Annotated in this window: 12 protein-coding genes and 1 pseudogene; 4 read left to right on the top strand and 9 right to left on the bottom strand. The window is 42.2% G+C overall.

Annotated features, from left to right (window positions below; genetic code table 11):
* Nucleotides 1-61 precede the first annotated feature (61 nt).
* From KHB02_RS12695 to KHB02_RS12675, 5 genes are all read right to left on the bottom strand, one after another.
* The gene (locus tag KHB02_RS12695; protein ID WP_213145534.1) at nucleotides 62-1,528 is read right to left on the bottom strand and encodes an SLC13 family permease; all 1,467 of its coding nucleotides are present in this window, start codon (nucleotides 1,526-1,528) and stop codon (nucleotides 62-64) included.
* 71 nt (nucleotides 1,529-1,599) lie between these two features.
* Nucleotides 1,600-2,952, bottom strand: coding sequence for an MmgE/PrpD family protein (locus KHB02_RS12690; RefSeq protein ID WP_213145533.1), 1,353 nt, complete (start codon nucleotides 2,950-2,952; stop codon nucleotides 1,600-1,602).
* Between the two features lie 25 nt (nucleotides 2,953-2,977).
* Nucleotides 2,978-3,838, bottom strand: a complete 861-nt coding sequence (locus KHB02_RS12685) for an HpcH/HpaI aldolase/citrate lyase family protein (RefSeq protein ID WP_213145532.1) — start codon at nucleotides 3,836-3,838, stop codon at nucleotides 2,978-2,980.
* Between the two features lie 91 nt (nucleotides 3,839-3,929).
* Nucleotides 3,930-5,198 (bottom strand): TRAP transporter large permease, encoded by a 1,269-nt coding sequence (locus KHB02_RS12680; RefSeq protein WP_213145531.1) that lies wholly within the window; start codon nucleotides 5,196-5,198, stop codon nucleotides 3,930-3,932.
* The gene (locus KHB02_RS12675) at nucleotides 5,195-5,752 is read right to left on the bottom strand and encodes a TRAP transporter small permease (RefSeq protein WP_213145530.1); all 558 of its coding nucleotides are present in this window, start codon (nucleotides 5,750-5,752) and stop codon (nucleotides 5,195-5,197) included. The genes KHB02_RS12680 and KHB02_RS12675 overlap by 4 nt, the downstream gene beginning before the upstream one ends.
* Nucleotides 5,753-6,045: 293 nt before the next feature.
* On the opposite strand from KHB02_RS12675, the pseudogene KHB02_RS12670 reads away from it, so the two are divergent.
* From KHB02_RS12670 to KHB02_RS12660, 3 genes and pseudogenes are all read left to right on the top strand, one after another.
* Nucleotides 6,046-6,561, top strand: a pseudogene (locus tag KHB02_RS12670) (amino acid synthesis family protein); the annotation flags it as partial.
* Nucleotides 6,558-7,511 (top strand): NAD(P)-dependent oxidoreductase, encoded by a 954-nt coding sequence (locus tag KHB02_RS12665; RefSeq protein ID WP_213145529.1) that lies wholly within the window; start codon nucleotides 6,558-6,560, stop codon nucleotides 7,509-7,511. The pseudogene KHB02_RS12670 and the gene KHB02_RS12665, both read left to right, overlap by 4 nt.
* Nucleotides 7,456-8,514 (top strand): DctP family TRAP transporter solute-binding subunit, encoded by a 1,059-nt coding sequence (locus KHB02_RS12660; RefSeq protein ID WP_213145528.1) that lies wholly within the window; start codon nucleotides 7,456-7,458, stop codon nucleotides 8,512-8,514. Before KHB02_RS12665 ends, KHB02_RS12660 begins: the two co-directional genes overlap by 56 nt.
* Before the next feature lie 274 nt (nucleotides 8,515-8,788).
* On the opposite strand, the gene KHB02_RS12655 is transcribed toward KHB02_RS12660, so the two are convergent.
* Genes KHB02_RS12655 through KHB02_RS12640 form a run of 4 tightly spaced genes read right to left on the bottom strand, consistent with a single transcriptional unit; the run spans nucleotide 8,789 to nucleotide 11,981 of the window.
* Nucleotides 8,789-9,859, bottom strand: a complete 1,071-nt coding sequence (locus tag KHB02_RS12655) for a tartrate dehydrogenase (RefSeq protein ID WP_213145527.1) — start codon at nucleotides 9,857-9,859, stop codon at nucleotides 8,789-8,791.
* 1 nt (nucleotide 9,860) lies between these two features.
* On the bottom strand, nucleotides 9,861-10,445 hold the full coding sequence (locus KHB02_RS12650; RefSeq protein ID WP_213145526.1) for a FumA C-terminus/TtdB family hydratase beta subunit: 585 nt from the start codon (nucleotides 10,443-10,445) through the stop codon (nucleotides 9,861-9,863).
* Nucleotides 10,446-10,460: 15 nt separating this feature from the next.
* The gene (locus KHB02_RS12645) at nucleotides 10,461-11,303 is read right to left on the bottom strand and encodes a fumarate hydratase (RefSeq protein WP_213145525.1); all 843 of its coding nucleotides are present in this window, start codon (nucleotides 11,301-11,303) and stop codon (nucleotides 10,461-10,463) included.
* Nucleotides 11,304-11,306: 3 nt separating this feature from the next.
* Nucleotides 11,307-11,981, bottom strand: a complete 675-nt coding sequence (locus KHB02_RS12640; RefSeq protein WP_213145524.1) for a GntR family transcriptional regulator — start codon at nucleotides 11,979-11,981, stop codon at nucleotides 11,307-11,309.
* A gap of 348 nt (nucleotides 11,982-12,329) precedes the next feature.
* Here KHB02_RS12640 and KHB02_RS12635 point away from each other — a divergent pair.
* Nucleotides 12,330-12,820 (top strand): amino acid permease (locus KHB02_RS12635; RefSeq protein ID WP_241113839.1); only part of this gene is annotated, 491 nt, incomplete at its 3' end.

Below are 12,820 nucleotides of genomic sequence, written 5' to 3'. Positions count from 1 at the left end.
AATAGGATACAGAATCCGTTTTCAATTGTCCATAGATTTGCAAATTTATTATAAATGTTTCTTAAAGTAGTCCAAGCCAGTTCCACCAAGTAACCGCAATCACAATCACAACGACACTCATTAGACCCGTTAACCACAATCCCGGCATGAGGAACTCCTTTTGCTGAATCCGGCCAGAACTATAGACAATGATATTTGGTGTAGCTTCCACCACCAGAATATAGCCATGTAAACAAGCTATGGAGGCTGTCAAACAAATTAGCACAGGGTCTGCCCCTGCTTTCGTTGATAATCCGATAAAAATCGGAACAAGGGTGACAACTGCCGTTGAAACATTTGCCACTGCTAAATGAAGAATATGGGTAATCACGAGAATCGTGATTACGGCGACCACCGGTGAATGGAGAAAGTAGAGAATCCATTCTGAACTTAAGCTGTCTCCAATCAGCTTGGCGGCTCCCGACTTATTGAAAGCGTAGCCTAGAGACAGTGTTACCCCCATCAACAGGACCGTATCAAAATTGATTTTTACTAAATTACCCCAACTGGTGAAGCCAATTCCCGGTAAGGCCATTAACACCACCCCAATCAGTGCTGGAACACTGGGGTGCAGCCCATGCAGGGGCTCGGTAAACCATAATGCCACGATAATGAATAGGATGGCTAAACACTTTTTCTCCTCAACATTTAACCTTCCTAATTCCTCCAGCTTATTTTCCAATTCCTGTTGTACATGCGGAAAGTGTTTCTCTTCTTCTGTTAAGGGGAAGCTTTTCAATAAAGTAATCCATAGTATTGGGATCATAATGAGCCAAATTGGGAAGGTATAGGTAAACCACTGAATATAGGTGATTTTAATCCCAACAAACTCTTTTAATAATTCAACCGTTAAAATATTCCCAATCGCAGCCGTCATCACCGCAGTCCCGCTGACTGTCCCGCCAAACGCCACGCCAAGAAGAATCATTTTTCTAAGATTCCCTTTTGCCTTTTCCCCGATGGTATCAAGTGACATTGTTGCAATCGGAAGCATCAACTGAGCCCGAACTGCAGCGGCTGGGATAAAAAAGGATTGGATTTGTGGAATCATTAGGATGCTTGCCAAGAGCCCCTTAGCTGTACCTCCCCATTTTGATAAGAAAATATAGGCAATTCTTTTGGTCAGTGTCGTATCATTGACCCCTTTTGCCAGCATCATCCCGCCAATGATCAGAAATACAGCAGGCGAAGCAAATCCACTATAGACGACATCTGTTGTGACTACTCCGAAAACGAGCATTATGATTAATAAAATAACCGCCGTTAAGCCAATCGGGATCGGCTCAAACGTCCAGTAAAACACACTTAGTACCAAACATGATAGCATCATTCGGGCTGATCCTGTATAGTTGGCGGGAAGGATGAAATAGACTCCCGCCATCAACGCGATTCCAAGCAGCAATAGGATGATTTTTTTTACTTCTAGGGAAGACCTTTGCTTCGGCTTCGCTACAACATTTACTTTCACCCTTGTATTTGGGAAAGCCATAATTCTCTCCTTTTTATTTAGAAATACATAATCACCTTAGGAACCTGAACGCTGTTCCCTCGGTGATTTGTTTAGTATTGATTGGCGGTCTCTTTTGGCTGGCAGAGATGGAAGAACGAAGTCAAATCCTCAACCTCTTCAAAGCGGTCGATAAGGTCAATGAGTTCATTTTTTGCCACCGAACAGATGACTTCTCCTGTAACATCCAGGAATTTCTCTTTGATTTGTTCATCTGTCATTGGAGTATCTGCGCTTCCAATCGCATGTTCAACAAAAAGGGAGATTTCCCGGCCATTTGTTAACTTAACAGTTAAATGGACCTGATCTTCTTTTATCTTCTCATCGATAACAAGCGTTATTTTGTCACGAAGATTTTTTACAGAAGGGTCGTTGACATATTCATCTGTGAATTCATAGACGCCTGCCTTCAGGTTAAAGAACCCGGCTGCGACACAATGATAGACACTGAACTTTCCTTCCAGCCCTGTCGTGATGGCCGTTTTGCCAGTCAGTTCTTTCACAAGTGGATGGGCCGTGATAACGATTGACTCCACTTCTTCTACTTGTAGTTTATGCTCCTTTTGGATCGTTATAATGGCATCAATGGCTGGATGGGTAACGATTCCGCTGGCAAAAGGCTTGTAGCTGTTTTTCTCTACTTCCCATTTTTCGCCCCATTGTTCCGTAATTAGCTCTGCTTTATTCTCTTCAGATAAGACATTCAGGAATCCACGCTCGGCTTCAAGAGGTTTTTTGGAGGCGGTAAAGCCTTGAGCGCCCACAAGTGCTGCTAATAACCCATTCATTGCCGCTTTTCCCGGGTGATAAGGCTTTGTCATAGTGCCAAACATTTCGCGTAACCCAGTTGGATCGGTTGCTGCAATTCCCAGAGCATAAATCGTTTTTTCAATATCTAAGCCCATCAGCTTACAAATCGCTGCAGCGGCCCCAATTCCGCCCACACTGCCGGTAATATGCCAGCCGCGCCAGTAATGAGATGGATAGACACTTAAGGCAAGTCTTGCTTCGACCTCGCAGCCAATGATAAACGCTTCAAGAACATCCTTCCCGGTTTTCTTTTGCTGCTCGGCATATGCGAGGATCGCTGGAAAAACAGGTGCTGACGGATGTAAAACAGTTTCTAGTAAGGTATCGTCAAAATCAAAGATATGCGAAGACATCCCATTTAATAGGCTCGCAAACAGGATATCGACTTTTTCATTTCTTCCCAGCACAGTTGCTTGCGGCTGACTGTCTGTTAGTTTTGATACGTTAAGCACCATATCCATCGATTCATGGTTGGCCGCGCCAATCGCCACTCCAAGCCAGTTTAATAGACTTCTTTTCGCTTCTCTGATCGCATTTTCATTAAAATCCTCGTAAGAAGTATTGGTAATATGTAAGGCTAGTTTTTCGGTTACCATTTGTGGTTCCTCCATCATTTTTCTCTTATAAAATTACTGACTCTAATAACGCTTTCGCTTTTTTATAAACCGGATAATCCACCAGCTTATTCCCGACCGCAATCGAGGCAATCCCTTGCTGCTCTGCGGCTTCAAAGGCATTGACAATTTCTAAAGCCGCTTCCATTTCCTTTTTGCTTGGGGAGAAAATTTCATGAATCGGCGGCAATTGCTTAGGGTGAATGGCAAGCTTTGCCTTGAACCCAAGCCGCCTCGCTCTGCGCGACTCATTAATTAACCCCGCCTCATTTGCTAGATCAGGGTATACCGAATCGATCGGACTGCCAATCCCCGCCGCTTTTGAAGCAGTTACCACCTGCGACCTGGCAAAGAGCAATTCGGTCCCCTCATCCGTTAGTTCGCAATCGACATCCAAGGAATAATCAATGGAACCAAATGCTAATCTTTTAACCAAATAATGGGCGGATGCAATATCATAGGCAAATTGAATCCCTCTTGCGGTTTCAATTAACGGGATAACCGCAAAGGAATGAAGATCTCTTTTCTGTCTTTCGAGACTAATTAGAGCTGTTTCGCATAACGTCTTCATACTAATGGCGCTTTCAGCCTTCGGTACCATGACCCCACTGGCCCCTGCTTCAATAGCTGCTTCTAAATCTTCCCGCCAAAAATGCGTGGTGATATCGTTGATTCTAATCAACACATCTTTCTCCGGCTGGTTGTTTAAGAGAAAATTTTTCGCACGTTCTCTTGCCTCTTGTTTTTCAGAGATCGCTACGGCATCCTCCAAATCAAAAATGACACAATCAGCTGCACTTACCAGCGCTTTTTCAAACATTTTGGTGGAGGTTGCAGGAACAAATAAATAGGATCGTATCAATTCCATGAACTCCTTCCTTTAGGATATTGGATACACAGAAAAAGAACAGCTTACCCTGTTATATGAGTAAGCAGATCCTTTTATCTTGGAAATCAGGCTATTTCGCCAAAACCAATGCTACCTGTGGGAAAATAATAACAATGGCGAGTGCTAGAACCATCAGAGCAAAGAATGGCAACACCCCTCTGACGACCTCTCCGACCTTTTCCCTCGTGATCCCACTGACGACGAATAGATTTAGCCCAACTGGCGGTGAAATCATCGCCAACTCCATATTTATGGTCATAATGATCGCAAAATGGATGACATTAATATCAAATAAAGCCAGTACCGGTAATAAAATTGGCAGTGTAATTAAAATGATAGCAACGGATTCAAGGAACATACCCATAATAAAGAACATAATGTTGACACCAATCATAAAGATCCATTTATTTGATGTACTTGTTTCAATCCATGTCGCAAATGCCTGTGGTACCTGTTCCGTTGTTAGGAACATACCGAAGATCATCGCCGATGCAATGACTAGAAAAATCATTGACGTAATGTTAATAGATTCCTTCAGAACTTCTCTAAACTTAGGGAATGACAGTTCTCTGTAGATAAAGACAGAAACGAATAATCCATAGAAACATGATACAAAGGCAGCCTCAGTTGGTGTAACAGCACCTGAATAGATTCCACCAAGAATAAGGACTGGCAGGAAAAAGCCCCAAGAAGCTTTTGCAGTCTTTCTCCATCTTTCCTCCATCGACTGTTTTGGCAATTTACCAAAGTTATGGACTCTTGCATGAATAATTGCAGAGATTAATAGAATTCCGCCTAACATTAATCCAGGGACGATTCCAGCGGAGAACAGTTTTCCAATTGATTCTTCAGCAACCGTTCCATAAATGATTAATGGAATCGAAGGTGGAATCAAAATTCCAAGTGTCCCTGATGCGGCTACAAGCCCCATTGCATATCTTTTACCATAACCTGCTTCTACCATTGCAGGAATCATAATACTTCCGACAGCTGCTGCTGTGGCCGGACTTGAACCAGAAATGGCGGCAAAGATCATACAAGCAAGGATGGTGATGACAGCAAGTCCGCCCCGGATATGCCCAACCCATGATTTTAAAGCCTCAATTAAATAGTGTGAGATGCCGCCTTTAGACATAATAATTCCGGCGAATACAAAACCAGGAATGGCCATTAAGGTGGCTGAGTTTAAGGAGTTAAACATTTTCTGAATAACGGTGTAAAGGGTGAAATCGGCCATTGATAAAGCGATGACACTTGATAAGCCTAAACTAACAGCAATTGGTACGCGTAATAAGCACAGTACTGCAAAAAGTAAAAACAGCATTAAAACTGGATTCATGCTCCTACCCCTTTCTCACCTGATTTTCCATCACCATTTTGCATTGATTCATATAACTGTTCAATCTCGCCGATCAGCTCTCTATGATCGCCTTTCGCCGCTCTGTAAGCCTTTACAAAAAAGTAGAACCCGAGAAGACCCATTCCGATTGGGAGAACCAGATATGAAATCCATATTGGAATACCGACATCAATTGTTTTAATTCCTTGTTCTTTTGATAGAGTTATTAATTCAATGGAAGAATAGGCAAGGTAGAAGGAAAATCCACCGCCGATTAGATTACTAATCGTTGCAACTATTCTTTTTAGACCCTTCGGAAGCACGTCAAATAATAATTCTACTTGGATGTGCCGGTTATCCTTCAACGCCAGCCCAAAACCGATAAATATGGACCACGTAAGCAGAAATTCAAATATTTCCGTAATCCATGATTCTGGCGCATTGAGAACATACCTTGTAAAAACTCCGTACAAACTTACGACTACTCCTCCAATAAATAGCACTCCTGCCAAACCTTCTTCGATGTGATCAAGCCATTTAAAGAGTTTCTTCATAAAAATCAACTCCTTATTTCGTAGATTGTATCCAATATACAATTGGACCTTAATTTAAAATATACAAGATTATTTTCGAAAAATAAACAGAAAATTTTATTTATTTTCTATTTTTTGTGTATTCACAACATTTATTGTTTTTGTTATAGTGGAAATATCAGCATTTGTTGAGACAACTCGGGCGTAGATTGTATCCAAAATCCATTATAATGAGGAGGTTGAAGATGGAATTAGAAATAAGAAAAATTGTAACCATCTCGGAGGAGACCTTTATATAAGGTTTCAAAAAAGCAGATAAGCCCGTTCGGGTAGCTGCTGCTTTAGCCGTCATAAAAAATCCTTATGCCGGCAAATATGTAGAAGATCTTCTTCCGCTCATCAAAGCCTGTTCTCAACAGCTCGGTGAACTATTGTCAAAGAAGGCAATGGAAGCTTTAGGTGTCACAGGAGATGAAGTTGAAGGTTATGGAAAAGGTGCACTTGTTGGAATTGATGGTGAAATTGAACACGGTTCTGCCATCATCCATACCCTAACGTTTGGAAATCCATTTCGTTCACTTTGTGGGAATGCCGAAACCCTCCTTCCTTCTGCCGAGAAAAGAGGTGCCGCTGGCAGCAGTCTAGACCTAGCGATTAAACACAAAATGGATGCAAAGATTCGCAGCCATTACATGACGTTTGAAACTAGGATCCCTGATGCACCTCGGAACGATAAAATTGTCATTGCTGCTGTCGTTACCACGAGCGGACGTGCTCAACCGCGGATTGGCTCTTTACATAAAGGGCTTGAAGGAGTTTTTCCTTCATGATTCAGAAAATAGGTTTTATCGGGCTTGGTAAAATGGGCTTGCCTATGGCAAAAAACCTATTAAATAGGGGATTTAATGTTTACGGCAGTGATGTTAACGAAGCCGCTATCCATGAATTCCAGAGCTATGGCGGGAAACCGGATTATGTTACTGATTGGATTCACAACGTACAATGTATCATTCTTATGCTTCCTTCATCTAAGATCGTAAATCAAGTCATAGACCAAATTATTGACCATTACTCTTCAGATCAACACACTCACCAAGAACCATTAGTCATTATTGATATGAGCAGCTCCTACCCTGATGAAACGAGAAAGAATTTTAAAAAATTAACAGAAAAAAATATTGAATTTATCGACGCACCAGTCAGCGGCGGGGTCAAGAAAGCAGTCACTGCTCAGTTAACTATCATGATTGGTGGACCGGTGGAATCATTTACTAGATGTAAGCGTTTGCTAGGTTCAATGGGCACTAACCTCTTTCATGTTGGTCCAATTGGAAGCGGTCACTTAATCAAGGCCATTAATAACTATCTTTCTGCTACTCATCTATTAGCGAGCTGTGAGGCCGTTCAATTGCTCCAGAGATTTGATGTGGAACCGGAGAAAGCGATTCATGTATTAAATCATAGTACAGGCCGGAGCGGTTCAACAGAGTATAAATTCCCATCCTTTATCTTAACGGAAAGTTTTGATTCCGGGTTTAGTCTGGAGCTGTTAAGAAAAGATCTAGAAATGGCGAATGGGCTATTTTTAAATGCGGAGGCGGCGACAAATCTGCCGCAGCTCGTGTTTGACAGATTCCATGAAGCAAGTGTTGCACTAGATCAGGATGCGGACCATACTGAAATCTATCAATTTGTATCAAGTTATTTATTAAGGGGGAAATCAAATGAAAAAGATTCAGAAACTATTAGTAGTAGCAGTAACACTTCTGTTGGTATTTAGCCTTGCAGCCTGCGGGTCTTCCTCAAAAGAAACAAGCAGCAGCTCATCCGGCGGTGAAAAAGGCAAATCTGGTGATGACATTCAAGAATTGACAATCAAAATCTCCCACGTTGTGGCAGAAAATACACCTAAACAAGCCGGTGCCATTGCAATGAAGGAATATATTGAAAAAGAATCCGGCGGTAAAATCAAGGTTCAAGTTTATCCAAACAGCCAGCTATTTGGTGATAAAGATGAATATCAGAACTTAGTAGCCAACAACGTCCAGTTCATTATTCCAGACATGTCCAAGATGGTTGGTAACGACCCTGGCTTTAACGTCCCTGCGATGCCTTTCTTGTTTAAAGATGATGCAGCTGCAGAAGCTTTCTGGGATGGCGAAAAAGGACAAGAGATCTTTAAACGTTTAGAAAAGGACGGCGTGCATGGTCTTGCCATGTGGCCAAACGGTGCTAAACACATGACAAATAACAAGAAAGCCATTTCGAAACCGGAAGACTTAAAAGGCTTAAAGATTCGGACTCAAGGCGGACAGTTGCTCGAAGAAATTTACGGCAAGCTTAATGCTGGTTCCGTATCCATTCCATTCAACGAGCTTTACACTGCCCTACAGCAAGGTACAGTTGATGGCGAAGAAAACACTTTTAGTAATATCGAATCAAAGAAATTCGACGAAGTGCAGAAGTATACAACTGTAATGGGTCATACTCGAGTGGACTACGCTTTATTAACCAATACGAAATTCTGGGATAGCCTGAATGAAAAAACGAAGGAAATTGTTCAAAAAGGTGTTGAAGCAGGAACAAAGGTTGCCCGTGATTCTGCAGCAAAATTAAATGAAGATGCATTGAAAAAACTAAAGGACCGCGGCCAAACCAAGATTAATGAGCTTTCACCAGCAGAAATTGAAGCATTTAAGAAAGAACTTCAGCCAGTCTATGATGAATGGGCTAAGAAAATCGGCGAAGATATCATTAAGGATGCAGAAAGCAAGAATAAATAATAGTTAGTTCAAGCCCCCAATCTATGTGGTTTTTATAGATTAGGGGTTTTTGTTTGTAATGTGATGCTTTGCGACAGTTGGTGGCACCTATACGACAGTTGGAGTGCTTTACGACAGTTGGACCTCCTTATGCGACAGTTAGCCCACCCTTTCCGACAGTTGGCGCTCCCTATCCGATATGCTCATGACATTAGAGCAAAAATTAATATGAGGCTGCCCAATGTCGTTAACGAATAACGCCCATTGAGACAGCCTCACTTTTCAAAATATGATATTAAGATACCGAACAAACCTCTTTCAACCGGCTGCAAATAGCTTCCCCAACCTCATTGGTAGAGGATGTGCCGCCAATATCCGGAGTTTTAATTCCCTCGTTGGTAACATCTTCGATAGCATCCAAAAGCTTTTGACCCAGTTCTTGCTCGCCAAAGTGATCGAGCATCATCTTTGCAGTCCACACCTGACCGATTGGATTGGCAATTCCTTTACCATAAATATCTGGCGCTGAGCCATGAACAGGCTCGAACATGGATGGGTACTTTCCATTTAAATTTATATTGGCTGCAGGCGCAATCCCGATACTGCCCATGATGGCCCCGCCAATATCCGTTAAAATATCCCCGAATAAGTTACTAGCGACAATTACGTCAAAAATTTGCGGTCTTGTCACGAAAAAGGCAGCGAGCGCATCGATATGATAGGAAGCAGTTTGAATATCCGCATAATCTCCTTTTACCTCATTAAAAACCTCATCCCAAAACGGCATCGAATGGACAATCCCGTTTGACTTTGTCGCTGACGTGACATGGCCTCTTCTCTGTTTCGCCAGTTCAAATGCATAACGCATGGCGCGTTCCGTACCTTTTTTTGTAAAAACCGCATTTTGGATGGCGACTTCATCTTCCCCTCGATGGATCCTTCCGCCCACTTCACTATATTCACCCTCACTATTTTCCCTGACAACGATTAAATCAAAGTCATTTGGATTAACTAAAGATGATTTCAATCCTTTAAAAAATTTAGCTGGGCGAATATTAATCGATTGCTCAAATTCTCTGCGAATCTTAATTAATAACCCCCATAAAGAAACATGATCTGCAACAACCTGAGGGTTTCCAATTGCCCCCAGGAAAATAGCATCAAAGTTTTTCAAGATATCTAGTCCGTTATCTGGCATCATTTTTCCATGCTCTAGGTAGTAATCACAGCTCCATGGAAACTCATTGTACTCAAACTTTAAACCGCCATGTATTTCGGCTACTGTATCCAAAACTTTTGTGGCAACTGGCACTACTTCTTTTCCAATACCATCCCCTGGAATGACAGCAATTTCTAGTTTCTTCATATTATATACCTACTTCCTTATTCGTATTTTTATTGTAATTTTCATATTTGGCTATTTCCTGTTCATACAAATCTTGACCGTGCGCATCATAGGCAACAAGTAACGGGAAATCTTCTACCTCAAGCCGTCTGATTGCTTCTGGCCCTAAATCCTCATAGGCCACTACCTCAACTGCTGTTACCCGTCTGCTTAAAATCGTAGAGAGCCCGCCGACGGCAGCAAAGGAAATGGCTCCATATTGCTTACACGCTTCTTTGACCATTTCTCTCCTTGGCCCTTTACCAATCGTTCCTTTTACCCCATATTCATACATGGCAGGAGCATAAGGGTCCATACGATAGGCTGTTGTCGGAGCAACCGGCCCTATGATTTGCCCCGGTTTTGGCGGACACGGACCGGCATAGAAAATGACTTCGCCCCTTAAATCAACTGGCAAAGACTGGCCTGCTTCAAGCAGGTCTACCATTCTTTTATGGGCGGCGTCACGGGCCATATAGATGGTCCCTGTTAAGAAGACTTGATCACCTATTTGCAGTTTTTGAATATCATCATCTGTTAAAGGTGTTTTTAACCGATATTCTGCCATTTCACTCTTCCCCTCCTAGAGTACAGCGGTCTTTTTACGGGCAGCATGACATTGAATATTTACCGCAACCGGCAGGGCAGTTATATGACAGGCATATGTTTCAATTGGCACCCATAGCGCCGTACTAGTCCCGCCTAACCCTTGCGGCCCTATACCTGTGTTGTTAATTTCCTCGAGGAGTTCTTTTTCCAGCTGCGCAATATGCGGTTCATGATGATGAACACCGATTTCCCTCAAAACGGCATGTTTCGCCAGAGAGGTTACTTTATCAAAGCTTCCACCGATGCCCACTCCGACGACGACAGGCGGACAGGCCTTCCCACCTGCTTCCTTAATCGTTTGTAAAACAAAATTTTTAACCCCTTGCATCCCTTCACCAGGAAGCAAGAATTTCATCGCACTCATATTTTCACTGCCCCCGCCTTTTGGTAGGACGGTGAATTTAATCTGGTCACCTGGAACGATTTCAGTATGTACCACTGCTGGTGTATTATCCCCTGTGTTCACGCGAATGAGCGGGTCCCCGACAACTGATTTTCTTAGATACCCCTCCCGATATCCGGTGCGCACACCTTCTTGAATCGCATCCAAATAGTTCCCGCCTGTTATATGGACATCTTGGCCTACCTCTACAAACACAACGGCCATCCCAGTATCATGACAATAAGGCATGTGATTCACCTTAGCTTCTTCAGCATTTTCCAGAAGCTGCTGCAAGATTGTTTTCCCAATCGGCGATGCTTCCGTCTTCTCAGCCCTTCTAAATCCTGCTAATACATCTTCAGGAAGGTAATAGCATGCCTCCCAGCAAAGCTTGGCAACGGTTTCAATGACTTGATCAACATGAACGATTCGCAAAAATTATCTCTCCTCAAATTGTTCAATTACATGAACGATGTTTTTTAGATCCTCTTGCGTATGCTCTCTCAATCTATCAACTGCTCTTTTTGGATTTCTCTCTTTAATCGCCAGGTAAATATCCTTATGTCCTTTTAAAATCTCATAAGCGCGGTCTTCCCCTTGGATGTTTAAAACACGGTAATAATGGATTAAGCCATTTAAACCCTCTACAAGCATCTTTAATCTTGTATTCCCGCTATACTGGATAATTTGTTCGTGGAAATGGGCATTATACGCTACTATAGTTTCAGGCTTATCTTCATTTATTGCTTGCTCTGTTTCTTCTAACGTTTTTTCCAACTCCTGCAGCTGCTCCTCTGTTGCTCGTTCCGCTGTCAGTTCAACAGCAGTGGATTCAAGGGAAATCCTGCATTCGTAAATATCCCGTACATCCTGTAAATTTGGTTTGTAGACGGATATTTGTGACTTTTGATCCATTACCAGCAGCCCCTCAATTACCAGTGCCCGAATCGCTTCCCTAACCGGACTCCGGCTAGTATTATAAAACGTCGCAATTTGTGCTTCATACAAGCGATCGCCAGGTTTATACGTACCATTGAAGATGCTTTCTTTTATCGATTGTTGAATTTGTTGATAGTAAGGTAACGGCTTTTGCAATGGATTGCATTCCAACATTTGCACACCTCTTTTCCACTTTTAAATTCGTTTTGATTTTTGTGTCGACAGTCGAGTGTTATATTTTTATTATAATTGAAAAATTCAGATATTTCAAATCTAAATTTTCATTTTCTGGCATATTTTAGGCTTTTTCAGCAAAAAAACAGGCGGTTCAAATTTAAGTTTTACAAGTATTACGTATTCGTGAAAACATTTTTGTAAGTTCACTTCATTTTTTTCAAACAGATTAGTATTAGGCAACTTTTGTATATCTCCATTTTTTAAAACATAGTTGTTTTATTAACCTTAAAAACTTCAATCAAAATAATAGGTTGTTACTTTTTAAGGTAGAAATGGAGGTAATCAATGAAATCTTTTATGAGAAAGAAGTCCATTAACGAACTACAGCAAGAAGGCACAAATAGTACCGGACTTCAACGTATCTTGGGATTATGGCAGTTGACAGCCATCGGGTTAGGAGGAATCATTGGTGTAGGAATTTTCGTTCTGACTGGAGTGGCAGCTGCAGAACATGCAGGACCTGCCGTCATCCTATCATTTATGATCGCGGGGCTTGCCAGTGCGGCTGCGGCATTATGCTATGCGGAATTTGCCGGCTTAATTCCGGTTGCGGGAAGTGCTTATACCTATAGCTACGCTGTCTTGGGTGAGGGAGCCGCTTGGCTGATTGGGTGGGATTTATTGCTTGAATATACCCTGGTCATTGCAGTAGTGGCGATTGGATGGTCAGGGTATATGCAAGAAATATTACAGCAAATCGGCATTCATGTTCCTGTGTGGGCACAGGGGGCTCCAGGAACAGGCGCCGGCCATAAAGTTGACCTGATTGCTATGAT

Source organism: Neobacillus citreus (assembly GCF_018343545.2).
In the GTDB taxonomy this organism is placed as follows: Bacteria; Bacillota; Bacilli; order Bacillales; family Cytobacillaceae; genus Neobacillus; species Neobacillus citreus.
The sequence above is the reverse complement of the archived record's forward strand: the minus strand, read 5'-3'. Positions and strand labels throughout refer to the sequence as shown.